At 37.4% G+C, this 18,735-nt stretch carries 19 protein-coding genes; 2 read left to right on the top strand and 17 right to left on the bottom strand.

Going from position 1 to position 18,735, the window contains the following annotated elements:
- Positions 1–12: 12 nt before the first annotated feature.
- The 11 genes from V1L66_RS08160 to V1L66_RS08110 all read right to left on the bottom strand — a co-directional run bounded on the left by V1L66_RS08160 (position 13) and on the right by V1L66_RS08110 (position 9,645).
- Positions 13–552 carry an NADPH-dependent FMN reductase gene (locus V1L66_RS08160; RefSeq protein WP_016993527.1) on the bottom strand — a complete coding sequence of 180 codons (540 nt, stop codon included), beginning with the start codon at positions 550–552 and terminating at the stop codon, positions 13–15.
- Positions 553–766: 214 nt separating this feature from the next.
- Positions 767–1,015: a DUF2164 domain-containing protein gene (locus V1L66_RS08155; RefSeq protein WP_016993528.1), complete on the bottom strand. Its 249-nt coding sequence runs from the start codon at positions 1,013–1,015 to the stop codon at positions 767–769.
- A 113-nt stretch (positions 1,016–1,128) separates the two neighbouring features.
- Positions 1,129–1,353, bottom strand: coding sequence for a hypothetical protein (locus tag V1L66_RS08150; protein ID WP_016993529.1), 225 nt, complete (start codon positions 1,351–1,353; stop codon positions 1,129–1,131).
- Between the two features lie 14 nt (positions 1,354–1,367).
- Positions 1,368–2,489, bottom strand: a complete 1,122-nt coding sequence (locus V1L66_RS08145; RefSeq protein ID WP_258859748.1) for a Nif3-like dinuclear metal center hexameric protein — start codon at positions 2,487–2,489, stop codon at positions 1,368–1,370.
- Between the two features lies 1 nt (position 2,490).
- Positions 2,491–3,183: a tRNA (adenine(22)-N(1))-methyltransferase TrmK gene (locus V1L66_RS08140; protein WP_048392198.1), complete on the bottom strand. Its 693-nt coding sequence runs from the start codon at positions 3,181–3,183 to the stop codon at positions 2,491–2,493.
- 164 nt (positions 3,184–3,347) lie between these two features.
- Positions 3,348–3,710, bottom strand: a complete 363-nt coding sequence (cccA, locus tag V1L66_RS08135; protein ID WP_016993532.1) for a cytochrome c550 — start codon at positions 3,708–3,710, stop codon at positions 3,348–3,350.
- A gap of 462 nt (positions 3,711–4,172) precedes the next feature.
- Entirely contained in the window at positions 4,173–4,739 is a 567-nt protein-coding gene (locus tag V1L66_RS08130) for a hypothetical protein (RefSeq protein WP_281216142.1), read from the bottom strand.
- A 246-nt stretch (positions 4,740–4,985) separates the two neighbouring features.
- Complete coding sequence (rpoD, locus tag V1L66_RS08125; RefSeq protein WP_004227165.1) at positions 4,986–6,113, bottom strand: RNA polymerase sigma factor RpoD; 1,128 nt, start codon at positions 6,111–6,113, stop codon at positions 4,986–4,988.
- Positions 6,114–6,145: 32 nt separating this feature from the next.
- Positions 6,146–7,978 (bottom strand): DNA primase, encoded by a 1,833-nt coding sequence (dnaG, locus tag V1L66_RS08120; protein WP_081011013.1) that lies wholly within the window; start codon positions 7,976–7,978, stop codon positions 6,146–6,148.
- Positions 7,979–8,184: 206 nt separating this feature from the next.
- Positions 8,185–8,997, bottom strand: a complete 813-nt coding sequence (locus tag V1L66_RS08115) for a pyruvate, water dikinase regulatory protein (protein WP_004227157.1) — start codon at positions 8,995–8,997, stop codon at positions 8,185–8,187.
- Positions 8,998–9,012: 15 nt separating this feature from the next.
- Positions 9,013–9,645 carry a helix-turn-helix transcriptional regulator gene (locus tag V1L66_RS08110; RefSeq protein WP_004227151.1) on the bottom strand — a complete coding sequence of 211 codons (633 nt, stop codon included), beginning with the start codon at positions 9,643–9,645 and terminating at the stop codon, positions 9,013–9,015.
- 427 nt (positions 9,646–10,072) lie between these two features.
- Here V1L66_RS08110 and V1L66_RS08105 point away from each other — a divergent pair, with 427 nt between their 5' ends.
- A complete protein-coding gene (locus V1L66_RS08105) occupies positions 10,073–11,458 on the top strand; it encodes a glycine--tRNA ligase (RefSeq protein WP_004227145.1) in 1,386 nt (461 codons plus the stop codon).
- Between the two features lie 45 nt (positions 11,459–11,503).
- Here V1L66_RS08105 and V1L66_RS08100 read toward each other — a convergent pair whose 3' ends face one another.
- Positions 11,504–13,222, bottom strand: coding sequence for an HD-GYP domain-containing protein (locus V1L66_RS08100; RefSeq protein WP_036076238.1), 1,719 nt, complete (start codon positions 13,220–13,222; stop codon positions 11,504–11,506).
- A gap of 834 nt (positions 13,223–14,056) precedes the next feature.
- On the opposite strand from V1L66_RS08100, the gene V1L66_RS08095 reads away from it, so the two are divergent.
- Entirely contained in the window at positions 14,057–15,457 is a 1,401-nt protein-coding gene (locus tag V1L66_RS08095; RefSeq protein WP_333006499.1) for an S-layer homology domain-containing protein, read from the top strand.
- Positions 15,458–15,481: 24 nt separating this feature from the next.
- Here the strand turns inward: V1L66_RS08095 and recO are convergent, their stop codons facing one another.
- The 5 genes from recO to ybeY all read right to left on the bottom strand — a co-directional run bounded on the left by recO (position 15,482) and on the right by ybeY (position 18,735).
- On the bottom strand, positions 15,482–16,267 hold the full coding sequence (recO, locus tag V1L66_RS08090; RefSeq protein ID WP_312126515.1) for a DNA repair protein RecO: 786 nt from the start codon (positions 16,265–16,267) through the stop codon (positions 15,482–15,484).
- A gap of 266 nt (positions 16,268–16,533) precedes the next feature.
- Positions 16,534–17,451 carry a GTPase Era gene (gene era, locus V1L66_RS08085; protein ID WP_333006500.1) on the bottom strand — a complete coding sequence of 306 codons (918 nt, stop codon included), beginning with the start codon at positions 17,449–17,451 and terminating at the stop codon, positions 16,534–16,536.
- On the bottom strand, positions 17,438–17,851 hold the full coding sequence (locus V1L66_RS08080) for a cytidine deaminase (RefSeq protein WP_016993543.1): 414 nt from the start codon (positions 17,849–17,851) through the stop codon (positions 17,438–17,440). The genes era and V1L66_RS08080 overlap by 14 nt, the downstream gene beginning before the upstream one ends.
- A gap of 59 nt (positions 17,852–17,910) precedes the next feature.
- Entirely contained in the window at positions 17,911–18,261 is a 351-nt protein-coding gene (locus tag V1L66_RS08075) for a diacylglycerol kinase family protein (RefSeq protein WP_016993544.1), read from the bottom strand.
- On the bottom strand, positions 18,262–18,735 hold the full coding sequence (gene ybeY, locus V1L66_RS08070) for an rRNA maturation RNase YbeY (RefSeq protein WP_016993545.1): 474 nt from the start codon (positions 18,733–18,735) through the stop codon (positions 18,262–18,264).

Below are 18,735 nucleotides of genomic sequence, written 5' to 3'. Positions count from 1 at the left end.
AAAACTTTAAGTTTAGGATCGAATTGTTTTCAAAGCAGTTGACCATGGCACGAGCTGGTCTAACATTTGATGTACAGAATCTGCTTGCACCTCTTTTGGTTTAAAGACAGAGCCGTTTTCAAAATCAGTAAATAATGATAATGCTGGATGCACTCGAACATCAGCAACTAGCAATTCTCCGAGAATTCCCCTTAGATGCTCTGCTGCACGTGCACCTCCAACAGAACCATAAGAGACGATACCAGCAGCTTTATTATTCCATTCCACTCGTAAATAATCTAATGCATTTTTTAATGCACCTGTAATGGAGTGATTGTACTCCGCAACAATAAAGACAAAGCCGTCACAAGCTGCTACTTTTTCTGACCATGCAGCTACACCAGAAGTGTCTCCACCTGGTTCCCCTAAAAATGGTAATTTAAATTCAGCGATATCAATTATTTCATATTCCGCATCACGACGTTTTTCCGCAACTTCCTTTACCCAAGTTCCAACCTGTGGGCTTACACGACCTTCTCGCGTACTTCCTAAAATAATACCGATTTTTAACATATGACGCCTCCTCTTATCATCCATTCTTGTGACTCCATCACGGTTCATCGTACGTGCTCGCCACTCGTAATCATTTTGGTCAGGAAAATATCTCTTTATTCATCACCCGTTCATTAGCTCTGAATAGTTAGAATTGAATTATCTCTAATTCAAGATTAAGGTACCATCAATCTTTCTTTCCTGTCAAATATTTAAACTAGAGGGATAAAGAGGATTATTTTATTTTAATGGGCTGCTCTAATGCCTCTAATTCCTCTTCAATAGAGGCGTATTGTCTTTCCACAACATACTTGGCATCTGATAAGGCAGCATTATAAATGTAGGGGGCAATATGCTCCTTGATAAAATCTAACAAACGTTCGGCTTCAAATTCACTAATATCTTCATCACGCTGATTATAAAAAAACCGTTGAATATCAGCAAGAATCATTTCCTGCTGATCTTTAGATAAACGAATAAACAAGACAACCCTCTCCACTTCTGTTAATCAATTTTTTCTTCATCTTATCACTATTTATAGATTTCTTGCATTCAAAAAGGCTGAAACACTAGTACTGCTAGCGTTCAGCCTCCACCTCATTGTTTACATTCAAATGAGTAGCTAGTGGATAAAAAGTTTTTCTCCTTTGCTACAATCGCTTGTCCACCATCATCTTCACATTGCTGTGTCATTGCATCGATTTTCTTATCATTGACCATATTTGTCATCACCGTCATACCAATACCAAAAATAACGATGAATAAACCAATCATGATCCATAGCTTGCCGGCTTTATTACCAGCTGGTCTTTCATTAGCCATATTTGTTCCCTCACTTATACAAATAAAAATGGTTCTGTATGGATCGTTGATTGGATGAATTCAACCAAGTATTTTTTATCCTTACATAGTTCAGTCATTTTATTTGCTACTCCTGCAATCATTACCTTTTCTACATGATGACCAGGATCTACTATTTGCAAATCAATAGCTTGTGCGTCCTGGGCTGTATGGAAGTACATATCGCCTGTTAAGAAAACATCAGCTCCTGCACGTTTTGCCGCATAGATATATTTATTACCATCTCCACCAACAAGCGCAACCTTGCTGACCTTCGATTGTAAATCACCCACTACACGAACAGCTGGCACATCTAGTTGCTGTTTAACGAATTCAGCAAATTGCTGTAACGTCATTTCCTTTGTTAAGTAACCTACACGCCCTAATCCCATCACATTTGTTTGCTGCTCAAGACGTATCACATCATAGGCAGGCTCCTCATAAGGATGACTAGTAAGCATGGCCTTTAACACGCGGCCTTTAATAGATTCAGGAAAAACAACTTCTACCTTTACTTCTTCCTCCACATGTAATTCGCCAACAGAGCCTACGAACGGATTCGCTCCTGCTAATGCACGGAACCGACCTTCTCCAGTCGTTGTATAACTACATGCTTCATAATCGCCAATACGACCCGCCCCAGCATTTGCAAGCGCCTCACGTAATGCTTCTGCATTAGCAGTTGGTATAAAGACTGCTAGCTTCAATAAATTCTCTGCATACGTTTCTTCTAATATAGAACGGTTTTTTAGCTGTAGGGCATCTGCTAATAAATCATTTACCCCACCTTCAGCTACATCTAAATTTGTATGAGCGGCATATACAGCAATATCGTGTTTAATGAGCTTTTCATATAAGCGCCCTGCTGGATGATCTGTGCGGATATTCGCTAGGCGTCTAAAGATTGGTGGATGATGTGCGATAATCAGCTCACAGCCTTTTTCTATTGCCTCATTTGCCACGGCTTCATTGACATCTAACGTCACCAAAACTTTACTTACAGGTTTGTTGAGGGTCCCTATCGCTAGTCCAATTGGATCATTGTCCATACAAGCTAGTTTTTTGGGCGACCATGCTTCGAACACTTGAATAACTTCTTGGCCATTTACCGTTTTCATCTTACAAAACTCCTTCTACTAAATGTATCAGAGCCGTTAACTCTGCACGCTTTTCTTCAATTTCAGGTGTTTGTTCTGCTCCTTCAATGGATTGTAGTACACGTTGCCAATTGTCTTTTTCACGCAACCATTTTTTCGTAAATGCTGGTGATTTACGCAGGCTTAGCTTAGGTCCAAACAAAATCTCTGCTGTAGAGAGCTCCATTTGCCCTCTTTGTAACACAAGGATTTCATAGATTTTATCATCTTCCTCTAAAATCTCTTCATCAAGAATCGCCCATTGATGTGCTAAAGCCCACTCACGGATAACCTTGGCGTGAATATTTGGCTGTAGGATTAGACGTGTGACACCTTGAAGCTTTTCTGGATGCTTCTCTAGAATGGAAACAATTAATGGTCCACCCATGCCAGCTATTGTCACCGTATCCACATGGTCAGCTTCTTCTATCGCTGCTAAACCGTCTGCAAGGCGTACTGTAATTTTTTCAGTTAAGTTTTCCTTCTGTACTTGTCCTACCGCCGATTCATAGGGTCCTTTTACAACTTCCCCTGCTATGGCATATGAGGCAGTCCCTTTGTGAATTAAATAGCATGGTAGATAGGCATGGTCACTACCAATATCCGCCATGACTGCTCCTGTAGGAACAAATTTCGCTACTGCTTCTAATCGCTTTGAAAGTTTTTGTGCGTTCATTTTTATACCGCCTATCTTCAATAGAGTCCATTAATAGTATGGATGATGTCGTGAAAAAAAACAAATGGAGTTGTCTCACATTTCTATGTGGACAACCCCATCTTCATGATGCTTAAATCTAAAAAGTAGCTGTACTATTTCAGTACAGCTACTTGTCAGTTTTACTATTCTAAAGTAGAAATGTATTCAGCGATTGCTTTTGCTTCCTCTTCAGTTTTCATGTTTGGTTGCATTGGAGTACCTTCGATACCCTTTGTTAAAACTTCTACGATATGTGCTTCATCTAAGCCATGTAGATTTGGACCCATACTACCAGTTAAGTCACCACCATGACAACCGATACAAGATTGTACTAGTGCTGAACCATCAGCTTCTGCATCTGTTGTTTCTGTAGTAGTTTCGCCACCACCCTCATGTTCAGCAGCAATTTCTTTCTTGTTATCTGCACCTTGTAAAGACATGAAGAAAATAAGACCAATACCAAATGCCAGAATTAAGATGTAAGGAACGACTGGATTGTTTTTCATAAGTTTCCCCTCCTCATTTTAAGTCTACTTCTATTATAATATAGAATCAGTCAACATCTAATATTGTACTTCATTAACAAAGAAACGAAAAGCCCTATTCGCTAAGTTTTCCTTTGTTTGTAACAAATTCGACATTTCTGTATCTATTGGATAAAATATGTCTTGCCAACATCCAAAATTGGTCAAATTTATCCTTTTATACAATTTCTTTTTCATTATATTTATGCTGTTATCATACCCTTTTCACTCATTGATATACCCAAAATTAAAAAATCTGTACGTTTTTAATTAGCGTACAGATTTTGAATCTTCTGAGGTAAAAACTTTAACATGATACTGACCCTATTATAGATAAATTGTCACAAATTATGGTTTTATATAAACACTAAAGATCAATTAAGTTTCTAACCTGATTTAGTAGATGGAGTTCCTTGTACATCGATAGAAATACCATTTGCTAAATCAGGATAAATTTATGATATAGTACCCAACTAGTGCTATTAATCCTAAAGCACCTGAGACTGTGAAATATAGAAGTTTCATTTTAATACCTGACAACAGCCAAATGACACAATTTGCTGCAATCAAGCAAAATAAAACCGTATTATTTCCACTAAAATATGTAGTACAAATTCGGATCGACATACTAAATAACAGGATGGCCGCTAGTACATGAAAAATGGGAGCTAGTAGATTTTTTTTTCGAGCCATTTGCCACGCAGCAATAAATAAGATGCATGCACCTACTCCCACGATTACTGTAAAAATCAATGTTAAAGATTGCATTGTAAAATAGAGTGCCAAAACAGCCATTATGGCGATACATAGACCCACTACCAATAGGATCATTTTTCTTTTTTCTGATGGCAAGACCGCTTGTTTAGGATGTTGCACTGGTTCTAACTCCTCTATGTCAGCCCCCTCCGTATAAAGAGCTGCTAAAAAGTCACAATAGTGCTCAGGTAAAAGTTTATTTTGCTTCCAAAACAAAATTTCATTAAGGATTATTTTTTTGCGAGGATTTGTCATAGTGTTAGCTCCAAACATTGCTTAATAATGGTTGTATTACAATTTTATCTCACACTATTTGAAAACACATCTGTATAAAGTCGCAAATCTAGCATTTCCCTCATTCTAATTATCTATGATTGCATAGCATCGATAGGTGAATAGCAGGGCTAATTTCTTTTTTGTTGACTTTTCAATTCTATAAAAAAGGAGCTATACCAATTAGTCATTTTCTCACTACTTGGATAGCTCCAGCTATTTTAAATTTTATTCTAAGAAGTCTTTTAAACGTTTACTACGAGAAGGATGGCGTAATTTTCTTAGTGCTTTCGCCTCGATTTGACGAATACGTTCACGCGTTACGCCAAAGACTTTCCCAACCTCTTCTAATGTACGTGTGCGACCATCGTCTAACCCAAAACGTAAACGAAGTACGTTTTCCTCACGGTCTGTTAACGTATCTAGTACATCTTCTAATTGTTCTTTTAACAGTTCATAGGCTGCATGGTCGGAAGGAGATTGTGCTTCTGAATCCTCGATAAAGTCTCCTAAATGGGAATCATCTTCTTCTCCAATTGGTGTTTCAAGAGATACTGGTTCTTGTGCAATTTTTAAAATTTCACGTACTTTTTCAGGTGTTAAATCCATTTCTTCTCCAATTTCCTCTGGAGAAGGCTCACGACCTAAATCTTGTAAAAGTTGACGTTGTACACGTATTAATTTATTAATGGTTTCGACCATATGAACAGGAATACGAATCGTACGCGCTTGGTCAGCGATTGCGCGTGTAATCGCCTGACGAATCCACCATGTAGCGTAAGTCGAGAACTTAAATCCTTTACGATAATCGAATTTTTCAACAGCCTTAATAAGACCCATATTTCCTTCTTGAATTAAATCAAGGAATAGCATTCCACGACCAACATAGCGTTTTGCAATCGATACAACTAGACGTAAGTTCGCTTCCGCAAGGCGTTTACGCGCTTCCTCGTCCCCTTGCTCAATACGTTCAGCAAGTGCAATTTCTTGCTCAGCAGATAATAAATCTACTCGGCCGATTTCTTTTAAATACATACGTACAGGGTCATTGATTTTAACACCTGGTGGCACACTCAAATCATTTAAGTCGAAAGTTTCTTCGTTCGCTTCTTCTTTCATTAGACTTTCTTCTTCAAATTCTTCTTTTCCAATGATTTGAATATCTTTATGCTTTTCAAGATCCTCAGCAAAATGGAAAATTTCTTCGTTTTCCAATTCATAAGGTGTTAGTTTCTCTGAAATTTCTTTCATTGAAATTTCACCCTCTGTTTTTGCTTTTTCTTGTAGGAATTTTTTTGCATCATCTAATGTAATTTCTACTTCTATCTCTTTTGAACGTTCTGACTTGTCCGCCATAAACCTTCCTCCTTCTAAACAACCGAATCGGGTTAAATCGCCGATAACGATTTTCTTAAATGAATAATCTGTTGGGCGATTTCAAGTGCACGTGCATACTCATGCATCTTCTCCGCTTCCTTTGACTCATGCATCTTTTGATAAATTTCTTGCTCAATTCTATATTTTTGAAGCTGACGGATAGAGTCCATAACCTCTGCCTCTGCTTGATCTGGATCTCGCTCAACTAAAGCCGCTTCCATGACAATTTTTCGTAATTCAGCGTCATCCAAAATTTCCACAAAACGTTGATAATCAGGATGACCATACTCCTCATAAAATCCAACTAAGCGAACAAAAACTGCCATATAGGCATCTCGTACAAATGGCTCTTTTTGCTCACTACGTAATACCCTGTCCACTACATCTATATTATGAAGCATATGAGCCAGTAATAAACGTTCGGCACGTTCGGCTGCGTCCATAGGCTTTTGTTGTTGCGTGACTGGCATTGAAGGTATCTGTGTAGGCATTTCTACTTTAGCAGAACGTACCTGATTAGCCTCCAGTTTTCGGAATTGGGCATAAATGGCTTCTTCCGAGATGTTTGTTTCATTTGATAGCTGTCGTATATACAAATCTCGTTCAACTGGTGAAGATCTTCCCACTAGCTGCTCAAGAACTTCTTGAATATATTGAAGCGTATCATTTTCAAATTGAAAGTTCTTATTGCGTCTAGCATGCATCATCATAAAAGCAATATACGCATGAGGTTTTTCCAAAATTTGTTCCTTAAATGCTTGTCCACCTAAAGTGTGAATGTATTCATCAGGATCTAATTTTTCTGGCAACACGGCAATATCAACTTTCATTCGCTCTGTATGCAGTAGCTGCGCCGCTCGTTTCGCTGCATCAAATCCAGCATTATCACCATCATAGCAAATCGTAATTTGCTCTACTAAGCGCTTTAGCTTTGTGATATGCTGATTTGTTAACGAAGTACCCATTGTCGCAACAACATTCATGACACCTACAGAGTTGGCTGCTAAAACGTCCATAAATCCTTCCATCAATACTACTTGACGATTTTTTCTGATAGAAGTTCGTGCTTTATCTAGGTTATACAGCACTTCACTTTTTTGGAAAATTGGTGATTCTGGACTATTTAAATATTTTGCTTCCTCACCATTGGATGAAAGGATACGTCCTGAGAAGGCAATAATTTTACCATTCTCATCTCGAATAGGAAACATGATACGTCCTCTAAAACGATCAAAATAACGCTCTTCTCCCTCTCTTTTGATGATTAAGCCACTTTCGGCAATTTCTTGTAAGTTATAACCTTTTCTTTCAAGCAATATTGTTAATGCATCAAAGCTTGGGAGAGACCAACCAATGTTATTAGATTCGATAAGTTCCCTTGTAAATCCTCTTTCTAGCAAATAATTTAAAGGTTCTTCACCATCTTCTGTATTCAACAGTAAATGATGAAAAAAATCTGCTGCAAAAGCGTGTGCTTCTTTCATCCTTTCTTCCGCTTTAGATATCTTTTTCGTTCCTCCAGGGAAACTTGGCTCAACATCTAAGTGTATGCCAACACGTTCCCCAAGTTTCACAACTGCATCAGGAAAAGAAATGCCTTCAATATCCATTACAAAAGTAATGGCATTGCCCCCTGCACCACAACCAAAGCAATGAAAAATTTGCTTGTCTGTAGATACAGAAAAAGACGGTGTTTGCTCTCCATGAAATGGACAGAGACCAAACCAATTTCGCCCACGCTTAGTAAGCTGCATGTATTCACTAATAACATCAACGATATCTGATTGTGTGCGAATCTGCTCAATTACTTCTTCTGGAATCTTCCCTGCCAAATCCATCACCATCTTTAATATTTGCGTTCTAGAAACACAATTCGCTATTCGTTTTAAAATTCCTTTATTTCTCGACAAAAAATTAGGATTTTTCTCTTATAAATATTTTTACCACAATTTTATTATTATAAAACAAAAATTAGTTTTTATCTATACCATTTTCAAAATCCACTCAAAAAAACCGCCTCTGCTAACCGAGGTGGTTTAAAATTCTATCCTTATTTACAGGTCAAAATATGTTCGATAATCGTATTTGCTGTCTCTTCAACAGCTTTATTTGTCACATCGATAACTTGACAACCTATTCTACCGACAATTTTTTCAAAATGCTGAATCTCATCAAGAATTCTTTCATGCTGTGCATAGATAGCATCATCATTCAAGCCGAGAGACATTAATCTTTCTTTCCGAATTGAGTTTAACTTCTCAGGGGAAATAATCAATCCAAAGCATTTTTTAGGGTCTATCTGTAATAGCTCTTCTGGTGGTTCTACCTCTGGCACTAAAGGTACATTCGCCACTTTATATTTTTTATGGGCTAAATATTGTGATAGTGGTGTTTTAGAAGTTCGTGATACACCAACTAGTACAATATCAGCCTGTAATAATCCTCTTGGATCTCTACCATCATCATATTTTACCGCAAATTCAATCGCTTCAATTTTTTTGAAATAATCATCATCCAGCAGATGAACAATACCAGGCGTTTCCAATGGATTTTCTTCCATAAAAGCTGCCATTGATTGTAAGGCTGGCCCTAAAATATCAACAGCCTGAATTTTTTCTTGTTCACATAAATCATGTAATAATTTACGCATTTCTTGGCGAACAAGTGTATAAACAATGAATGCTCGCTGTTGCGAAGCAAGAAAAACAATTTTACGGATAAGCTCCTCTGATTGAATATGTGGAAATCGACGAATCACAGTATTTTCAAGACCCGGTCGGAACTGGCTAATAACCGCTTTTGCAACTTGATCACCAGTTTCACCGACAGAATCAGATACAACAAATACGCGTAGTCTTTTCATGCAGCTCTCCTTCATTTAGACATTTTGTGCAAGAGATAAGAAAGCCCGTGTAATCGTTGTTTTTGTAAGACGACCAACAATCGTTAAACCACCCTCTTGCGGTTCAACTACTGGTAGTGAATCAACCTCACGTTCAATAAGTTTGTTCGCTGCAACAATTAAAGAATCTGATCTTTCACAGTACGAAATATTTGGCATACGCGTCATAATAATATGTACTGGAATTTTATTTAAATCCTGCGTGCCAATACTTGTACGCAGTAAATCTTTGCGAGATAGTACGCCTGTCAAAAACTCATTCTTATCTACGACAAAGAGTGTACCAACATCTTCTGAAAACATAAAGCAAATTGCATCATAAACCGTCATTGTTTCAGGGACAACTACTGGCCCAGAATGAAAATCCTTCACTTTTAAATTGTGAATACTATCTATTAATGTAACAGATGCCTTCTTACCTGAATAAAAATAACCAACCCTTGGTCTTGCATCCAGAAATCCTGCCATAGTTAGGATTGCTAAATCTGGTCTTAGAGTTGCTCTTGTCAGATTGAGACGTTCAGCAATATGTTCCCCAGTAATTGGGCCATTTTCTTTCACAATTTGTAATATGTCTTCCTGACGTTTATTGAGTTCGATTGGACTCACCGCCTCAAATCTAATAGTGTTATACTTATGCTCAATTATTATATACTATTTTAATAATTATTGCGAATTAAAGAACTACATGCTACAATATTGACACATACGCTTGCTCTATCAGTATTTTCGAGCAAATTGCGTTATACAGGCGATGATGGGAAAAAAGTATCTGTTCCATTCTATAGCGAGTAGAAGATGGTGAAAGTCTACACAGCAACAGAGAAAAGGCACTCCCTGAGCTAACTTTTTGAAAAGAGGTTTTAAACTACTCGTTTAAAACAATCAGGGTGGAACCGCGGGTATTAGCACTCGTCCCTGGGCATACAATGTGCCCGGAGACGGGTGCTATTTTCATTTAGTTGCAACTGAATGAAAAAACTATGGCGTTTTTACCGCTAAAACAACGTATTAAAAATTTAAAGGAGGCTATTTTATGGCTAACAAATCAATGGAAACCATCGTATCTTTAGCGAAGCATCGAGGCTTTGTCTTCCCTGGTTCTGAAATCTACGGAGGTTTAGCAAACACATGGGATTATGGTCCACTAGGTGTCGAATTAAAAAATAATATTAAAAAAGCATGGTGGCAAAAGTTTGTTCAGGAATCTGAATACAATGTAGGTATTGATGCTGCTATTTTGATGAACCCAAAAGCTTGGGTTGCTTCTGGTCACGTAGGAAACTTCAATGACCCAATGATCGACTGTAAATCATGTAAGGCCCGCCACCGTGCAGATAAAATTATCGAAGACGCTGCATTAGCGAAAGGCGATGAAATCATTGTTGATGGTATGACATTCGACCAAATGAAAGAAACAATGATTAAATATGACGTAGTATGCCCTGATTGCGGAAAGGCAGATTTCACAGATATTCGCCAATTCAACCTCATGTTTAAAACATTCCAAGGTGTAACGGAATCCTCTACAAATGAAATTTATTTACGCCCAGAAACGGCACAAGGTATTTTCGTGAACTTTAAAAACGTTCAACGTTCTATGCGCAAACGTACACCATTTGGTATCGCACAAATCGGTAAATCTTTCCGTAACGAAATTACACCGGGTAACTTCACATTCCGTACACGTGAATTCGAACAAATGGAGCTTGAATTCTTCTGTAAACCTGGTGAAGACCTTGAATGGCATGCATATTGGAAAGAATTCTGTAAAAATTGGTTACTAAACCTAGGCATGAAAGAAGATTCGATGCGCCTTCGTGACCATGAGGATGATGAGCTATCTCACTACTCTAACGCTACAACAGATATCGAATTCAAATTCCCATTTGGCTGGGGAGAGCTTTGGGGTGTAGCAGATCGTACAGATTACGACTTAAAACAACATATGGAGCACTCTGGTGAAGATTTCACTTACATTGATCCTGTATCAAATGAACGTTATGTTCCTTATTGTATTGAACCATCATTAGGAGCTGATCGTGTAACATTAGCCTTCCTATGTGATGCCTATGATGAAGAGGAGCTAGAAGGTGACGATAAGCGTACCGTTTTACGTTTCCACCCTGCTTTAGCACCTTTCAAAGCTGCTGTTCTTCCACTTTCTAAAAAATTATCTGATGAAGCTACAGATGTTTGGGCTGAACTGCGTAAAGCCTTCCCTGTTGATTTTGATGAATCACAATCAATTGGTAAACGTTACCGTCGTCAAGATGAAATTGGTACACCATTCTGTATCACATATGATTTTGATTCAAAAGAGGATGGCCAAGTAACAGTACGTCATCGTGACTCTATGACACAAGTTCGTATGCCTATTGCTGAAGTAAAAGCATATATTGAAAAACACCTACAATTCTAATCACTTAAAAAAAGAGGGGGTAGCCAGCCGGCAACTCCCTCTTTCTTATGCTTTAAATGTTGAAAATAAGCGCTCTTGCATTTTTTCCTCGAATGAAAACTTTTTCATGCTCAAACCTATTAAGCTCACTAATAGCTCCTCAATATCCGCTAGTGAGTAATAAAGGAATGTACCTTCTCGCATTGGACGAACCCGTTTGTCAAAAGTTAGTTCCTCTTCAATAAAGTAAGCGACATTAACATCACAATGTTCCATCAATTGCGTAATACGTTGATCATCACCTGGGTTTATAAAGAATGGCACAATTTTATCAATATACAAAATACTTTGAACAAGCTTAATGAAGAAATTTTCACGTAGCGATGTCTCCACAACTAATATGGTCGTTTGTTCATGTTGATAATCCATATATAAAACGTTTAATTGCTCCTCTAGTAGCGTTTTTAAAATACCAATAGAATTGCGATATTTCGTCATATCTGTTTGGATTTCTCTTGTTAATAAACGTAAAATACGAAAGGCTGGTAAGAAAATTTTTAAGACAATTTCTTTAGGATGTAAATGGTCAATTAATTTATTAAAATGAATTCTCAGATTATTTTCGTCACAGCGGATTAATTGTTCAACAAATAAGTTGAAAATCTCTTCAAAGCTATTAGCTCGATAGTCGATCATTTTCGCAATTCTCACACTGTAGTTTAAAGGTAAGTTCATTGATTTCTGCTCATCTAACAACCTTACTTTGGGTAATGTAGGAAATAAATCATAAACAAGCTCTACTTGCGCACTGCGGTTATCTGATAACATAACAACAGAGTTAACTGGATAAATCCCTAAACATTCTACAAATTTATGCATAAAGCTCTCATTATATAAATGACGATCTCTGTATAAGACAGCTAAAGCATCTGTAGCACCATAGCCAACATGATAGACTCTCTTGGATGTCATCGCTGAATATACATCAACAATTTGTAATAATTGTACACCCTCACTCATATCATCCGCGCAAAGTTGATTGGGATAGCCCTTTCCCGCAAAGCGTTCATGATGATCTCTTGCCAAATAGGCAATGTCTTCCTCGTTATGTTCCATGAGTAGCTCGTAGCCTTTTGTTGTATGTGTCTTTACAATATCGAACTCATCTTCAGAGAGTTTGCGTTTCAGATTTAATATTTCTTGAGGTATAAAAACCTTCCCGATATCATGGAACAAATAGCCCCTAGCTAGTGTTTCGATATCTGTTAAACCTAGGTATCTAGCAAAAATTGTACCTAATACAAATACATCAAATGAATGGACAAATGAATACTCGTCCCATTCCTTTAAACGCATAAGTAGCTCATAGCGATGTTTTTTTTCCAAAATCTTTTCAAAAACACCTCTTACATAAGCCGTATCCTGTATGCTTTTAAGAATTTGTCCATAGCGTAATTCGTGCACGACATTCTCCAACGTTGTCATAAAAAGCTGACTAACTGTCTCTTTATAATCATCCACAGGATCTCTTTTTTCAATTAATGGGGCAAATAGATCTTCATATTCTCTTGTTCGTTGAGCACTTAAATCATGGACAACTCGAACTGAATCAGATGGCAAATAGACAGATAATTCATCTACTTTACGAAGTTTAAGTAAGGCAATAATTCGCTCCGTTAAAACTAAATCCTTTTTAGCCAATAAACGATACTCTGAAAAAATATCTTCTGCTAATATATCATTTGCTTCAACTTCATGAATACTTAAGGTTACTTTTCGTAGCATATATTTTGCCACATACGCAATGTACTAAGCACTATGTGACTCCCTCCTTCTTCCATAGGACTGCGCTATTCTGATAAACGTATAACAATACGTTTTGCTGATAGAGGCTTTTATATTTCATAGGCATGTCTAAAGTGATCAAGCGTACATCAGTTTCGATGGAGATTAAACGACTTAATTATATTTAAAAAATATAATTACCATTATCTATACCATTTACAATATCATAGGTTAAAATGCCTTTTCAACTAGTATATGGGTCTCGAATGAACAGTTTCTACCACTTATATAATGAAAACTAAACAAAAATACAAATCTTTTTACCTATTAAAATACTTATAAATATAGATATAAATAAAAATATAGATAAATCAGACTTCATATTCTTTATTTAAAGACAGAAAAATAACAAATAAAATTAAATATCAGCAATAATTTTATTTTGTAAAAATTGAAATTTATTCATTAAAAAGAAAGGTAATATAGTTGCATCCTCCTATAAAATCAAAGGTATTTCTTTTTATTTAAAAGATAAAATGAAGTTAGTTCTACGCTATGCAAGTTAATTAGTTTTAGCTCACCCTTTTTAGGCATCATCGATTACCAAACACGTCATGATATGGATGAAATTCCCTCTATTCGCTGTTCCATCTTTTTGGTATAAATAAGTTATTATAGTTAGTATTAGCTGTTAAATAATGATTATTTAATAAGCTATAGACTCATCACCTTTTAACATTCATTCGTCCGGAAGTTTGAACTGATACATAGGAAGGTCTGACCAGAAACATATATACTATAAAATTTTCTATTGTACTTTTTGGAGGAATTTAATTGCAGTCTCAACGTTTATTTCAACTAGCTATGGCTTCTGCTTTAGCAACAAGTGCGATTATTATCGCACCACCCGCACATGCAGCATCATTTTTTCCTGATATCAACCCAACCAATGAGGAAGGTAAGGCTATTATTCAATTAGCAGAGCGTGGCATTATTTCAGGCTATATGGATGGGACATTTAAACCCGCTAATCCTATTACACGTACACAGGCTGCGAAGATTTTAGCAGGAATTTTAAAGTTAGATACAGTTCACGTAAAAAATCCCCAATTCAAAGACATCAAACCTGGCGATGAAAACTACGGAGCCATTGCAGCATTAGCAAATGCTGGCATTATTAATGGTGCAAATGGTTATTTCTACCCTACTCAAAATATCACTCGCGAGCAAATGTCTAAAATGATTGCGAAAGGCTTTGGATTAATAAGTACGAGTAACACGCAATTACCGTTTACAGATGTTAAAAAGGGGAATGAATTTGAGCCACATATTAAAGCATTGTTTGCAAATGGGATTACCAAAGGAACATCTGCAACGACTTTCGGCCCAAAAAGCAATGTAAAGCGCTCTCAGCTGGCTGCTTTTGTTGTACGAGCTGAAAAGTTGCTAGGCAATGCAACCGTCTATGCAAGTCAATTTAAACAGGACTATATTTTTGCCTCTTATGGTGGTCTTGAGCCAGCAGAGGATATTTTCACATGGAATGAAGAGGAAGATATGACAGAGTCTATCACGATTACCCCTATAAAAGAAGGTACGGGTAAATTAGTGATTACTGGATTGACGGATGATTCAGAGGACTTTATTGACATTTTTTATTTAGTACATGTCAAAAATGTAAATGGTAAGCTGAAGGTAACACTTGAAGAAGTAAAAGAAGATGATTATATCGAAAATTTACCACTCGATTTGTCTGAAAGCAAATTACCATTCATGCCAACAGAGGTGACGGTTCAAAACGCGAATGGACAGCCACTCGCTTCAAATTTCTATAACTTTAATCAACAAGATCAAACACTGTCCATCTCGCAAAATGGACAATACATTGTTACATTTTCAGATGGGACGCAACAACAAAAGATGGCCGCAGATGTGTATTCCTATGATTTTGTTCGCAGCATTGATTTATATCATTTGACAGATGAATTAATACTGACAGCGCAAGAATTACCTTTCGAACCAACACATGTAGCACTCGAAAGCTTTGGTTTTGAGCCAGTGCCTGTAAAAGCGACAATTCTTGACGGGCAACTACATATTACGCCAAAAGCTGAAGGTCTAGCGATTCTCCATTTAACAGGTAAAAACAATGAAACAGCATACCTTTATATTGAAAGTAAAAAAATTGCTGGACACTGGGCCTTTTTAGTGACAGAGGATGAGGATGAATTTTAAATAACGTGAAATGCCAGATGAACATTATGATTCATCTGGCATTTTGTCTTTCGAGCGTATTTGCAGTTCAGGGGTACGTTCTAGTTGCTCTATAAATTTTCTCGTCTTAAACCGAATACCGGTTTGTTCTTCATAGATGGTTGTTATAATTTTTTTAATGAAATATTTTGTTTCTTTTTTTAGTTCTATTTTTCCAATTTGGTCGATAGGAACAGTGTAGAACATCCTGATAAGTTTCAGCTGTGTTGGCGTTAAGCGAATGATATAGGGGTCATGCTGATAACAGCGATGGCATAAGAATCCTCCTTGAGCAAAGGAAAAAGCGAATTCCCCATCTACTGCGCCACACGCAGCACAGGCATGTAAAATAGGTTGTACACCTGTATAGGGTAACATCTTCCATTCAACAAACAGCGTAATGGCTTCAGGATCATAGCCATCCTCAATTGCTTGTAGTGCATGTAATAAAACATCAAACGCAAAGGGCTCTGGCTTCCCTTCTTCCACAACTCGCTCCACTAATTCCATAATGTAGCTAGCATAAGCAGTAGCCATAATATCCTCACGAATATGGCGCATTGAATTCAAATGTTCTCCCTGTTGCAAAGTTCCCATGCCCGTATGATGTTGAACCATAAACATGCCATAGGTAAAGGGTTGCGTGACGGAAGCCAATCTACTAGAAGGTTTTTTTGCCCCTCGAGCCATCGTAGCCACTTTGCCAGCTTCCCGTGTAAGCAAAATAACAATCTTATTGGATTCGCCATATGCGCGAACCTTTAATACAATACCTTCCCATTTATGAAGCATAATCCCCCTCCTTTCTTAAAAGAACTATCCATGAAAAGAGAGCTGCCCAAATAATTTTGGACAGCTCAAAAATAAAACGATCAAATACTGCCAGATTTTGTGCTTACAGAAGAAGCTAACCTAAAACCGTCACCTCAAAATCTGGCGTCTATATCCTGATCCACCAGGCACTAAACACCTGCTGAAAAAACTTATGTTCATCTCCCGAATAAGTGGGAGTCTTCTGTATCTGACGCTTCGCTTTCGATACAAATCAGGAAAAGAACTTAATATTCATCATCACGGAATCCGAAATCACGTAAATGTGTTGATTTATTGCGCCAATCCTTTTGTACCTTTACCCATAGCTCTAAATAGACTTTAGAACCTAATAGCATTTCGATATCCTTTCGCGCACGTGTCCCTACTTCCTTTAGTAAGGCTCCACGTTTCCCAATAACAATCCCTTTTTGAGAATCACGCTCTACAATAATGGTTGCCGCTACATGGATTTTATCCTCATTTTCTTCATCACGACGAATTTTATCAATTACCACTGCGATCGAATGAGGAATTTCCTCACGTGTTAAATGCAGGACTTTTTCACGAATAAGTTCTGATATAATAAATCGTTCAGGATGGTCTGTCACTTGATCTGCTGGGTAATACTGTGGTCCTTCTGGTAAGTACTTTTCTAATGTCATTAATAAATTTTCTACATTATTACCTTGTAGAGCCGAAATTGGTACTATCTCAGCAAAATCATAGCGCTCTTTATAGCTCTCAATAATTCCTATTAGTTCATCTGGATGAATGGCATCAATTTTATTGATGACTAAAAAGACAGGTGTTGGATTTCCTGCTAGCATTTCTAGAATAAATTCATCACCTTTACCGAGTTTTTGCTCAGCATTGACCATAAACATAATAACGTCCACTTCACGCAATGTGTTTTTAGAAACCTTCAGCATGAAATCGCCTAGTTTATGTTTTGGCTTGTGAATCCCTGGTGTATCAATAAAAATCATTTGGCTATCATCTGTTGTCAGTACGCCCTGTACTTTATTTCGTGTTGTTTGCGGCTTATCACTCATGATCGCAATTTTTTGGCCAATGACACGATTTAAAAATGTCGATTTGCCAACGTTTGGACGACCAATAATGGAGATAAAGCCTGATTTATAGCCATTTTTAGTTTCCTGCATTCTCTAAATCCTCCGTCGTAAATGCAAACGGTAGTAATTCGCCTACTGACGTTACCGTCACATCACCTTTTAAGTTCGTTAAATAGACAGGCATAGTTGGAGCGCAAAACTCCATCATGACCTGACGACATGCTCCACATGGGGCGCAGGGCCCGTCCGTATCAGCTACAATGGCAATGGCTTCGAAATCGTAAATTCCCTCCGATACTGCCTTAAAAAACGCTGTACGCTCAGCACAATTCGTCATACTATAGCCTGCATTTTCAATATTACAGCCGTGAATAACTTCTCCATCTTTCGTTAATAGAGCTGCCCCCACTTTAAATTTTGAATAAGGAACATAGGCTTTTTCACGCGCTTTTTTTGATTCCTCTAATAATGCATGCATATCCATTGTCATCTATACTAATTCTCCCTCACATTTATGGTTTATTTTCATTTAGAAGACACTCATTTCCATTAAAACCATTTTGGCAGAAAGATGAGTAATCCGATTATAGCACTGAATAGCGCAAATACAAGCACTGCACCTGCTGCAATATCTTTTGCCTGCTTAGCAAGTGGATGTATCTCTGGGGAAGCTAAATCGACTACCCGCTCGATAGCTGTATTCATCATTTCCAGCGCAAACATTAGTGCTATTAATAGTAGCACAATATACCATTCCATACGAGATAAACCTGTCAAATAACCAGCCAGTATCACAATGATTGCACTTACTATATGTGATTTTAAATTTTGTTCTTTACTTGCAGTTATGATGCCTTCAAACGCATAGCCAAAAGATCGCAAGTATTTGCGCAAATCCATCTAGTCTCGACCTAAGCCAAAAGTTTGGAGAATCTCATCTTGCTTTGCAAACATCACTTTCTCTTCTTCTGGCTCCATATGGTCATAACCAAGTAAATGTAAAAAACCATGTACTGCTAAAAAGCCTAATTCTCGCTCAAAAGAGTGATTATATTCCTCAGCCTGCTCTTTGGCACGGTCTGTTGAAATAATAATATCACCTAATATACGTGGCATTCCTTCAAAAGTTACTTCCATTTCCCCTTCCCCTAGCTCCTCTAGTGCAAAGGAAATGACATCTGTTGGCTGATCCTTACCACGATATTCACGATTAATATCTTGAATAGCCTCGTTCGTTACAAACGTCACCGAAACCTCTGTTTCTGGCTCAATGTTTTCTACACTAGCAGCATGCTGTAATAGCTTTTCAACAAGCTCGATATGCTGTGCTCCCACTTCATTTGTTTCATCCGTAAAATCAATTGTTAAAATCAT

The organism is Lysinibacillus sp. IITD104, from assembly GCF_036698265.2.
GTDB classification, from domain to species: domain Bacteria; phylum Bacillota; class Bacilli; order Bacillales_A; family Planococcaceae; genus Lysinibacillus; species Lysinibacillus boronitolerans.
This window is presented reverse-complemented; position numbering and strand designations above follow the sequence as displayed.

What these genes read in the sequence shown, in the direction of transcription:
- V1L66_RS08160 (WP_016993527.1), bottom strand. Translation starts at nt 552, where the DNA reads ATGTTAAAAATCGGTATTATTTTAGGAAGTACGCGAGAAGGTCGTGTA.
- V1L66_RS08150 (WP_016993529.1), bottom strand. Translation starts at nt 1,353, where the DNA reads ATGGCTAATGAAAGACCAGCTGGTAATAAAGCCGGCAAGCTATGGATC.
- V1L66_RS08145 (WP_258859748.1), bottom strand. Translation starts at nt 2,489, where the DNA reads ATGAAAACGGTAAATGGCCAAGAAGTTATTCAAGTGTTCGAAGCATGG.
- V1L66_RS08140 (WP_048392198.1), bottom strand. Translation starts at nt 3,183, where the DNA reads ATGAACGCACAAAAACTTTCAAAGCGATTAGAAGCAGTAGCGAAATTT.
- cccA (WP_016993532.1), bottom strand. Translation starts at nt 3,710, where the DNA reads ATGAAAAACAATCCAGTCGTTCCTTACATCTTAATTCTGGCATTTGGT.
- V1L66_RS08130 (WP_281216142.1), bottom strand. Translation starts at nt 4,739, where the DNA reads ATGACAAATCCTCGCAAAAAAATAATCCTTAATGAAATTTTGTTTTGG.
- rpoD (WP_004227165.1), bottom strand. Translation starts at nt 6,113, where the DNA reads ATGGCGGACAAGTCAGAACGTTCAAAAGAGATAGAAGTAGAAATTACA.
- dnaG (WP_081011013.1), bottom strand. Translation starts at nt 7,978, where the DNA reads ATGGTGATGGATTTGGCAGGGAAGATTCCAGAAGAAGTAATTGAGCAG.
- V1L66_RS08115 (WP_004227157.1), bottom strand. Translation starts at nt 8,997, where the DNA reads ATGAAAAGACTACGCGTATTTGTTGTATCTGATTCTGTCGGTGAAACT.
- V1L66_RS08105 (WP_004227145.1), top strand. Translation starts at nt 10,073, where the DNA reads ATGGCTAACAAATCAATGGAAACCATCGTATCTTTAGCGAAGCATCGA.
- V1L66_RS08100 (WP_036076238.1), bottom strand. Translation starts at nt 13,222, where the DNA reads ATGCTACGAAAAGTAACCTTAAGTATTCATGAAGTTGAAGCAAATGAT.
- recO (WP_312126515.1), bottom strand. Translation starts at nt 16,267, where the DNA reads ATGCTTCATAAATGGGAAGGTATTGTATTAAAGGTTCGCGCATATGGC.
- era (WP_333006500.1), bottom strand. Translation starts at nt 17,451, where the DNA reads ATGCAGGAAACTAAAAATGGCTATAAATCAGGCTTTATCTCCATTATT.
- V1L66_RS08080 (WP_016993543.1), bottom strand. Translation starts at nt 17,851, where the DNA reads ATGACAATGGATATGCATGCATTATTAGAGGAATCAAAAAAAGCGCGT.
- V1L66_RS08075 (WP_016993544.1), bottom strand. Translation starts at nt 18,261, where the DNA reads ATGGATTTGCGCAAATACTTGCGATCTTTTGGCTATGCGTTTGAAGGC.
- ybeY (WP_016993545.1), bottom strand. Translation starts at nt 18,735, where the DNA reads ATGATTTTAACAATTGATTTTACGGATGAAACAAATGAAGTGGGAGCA.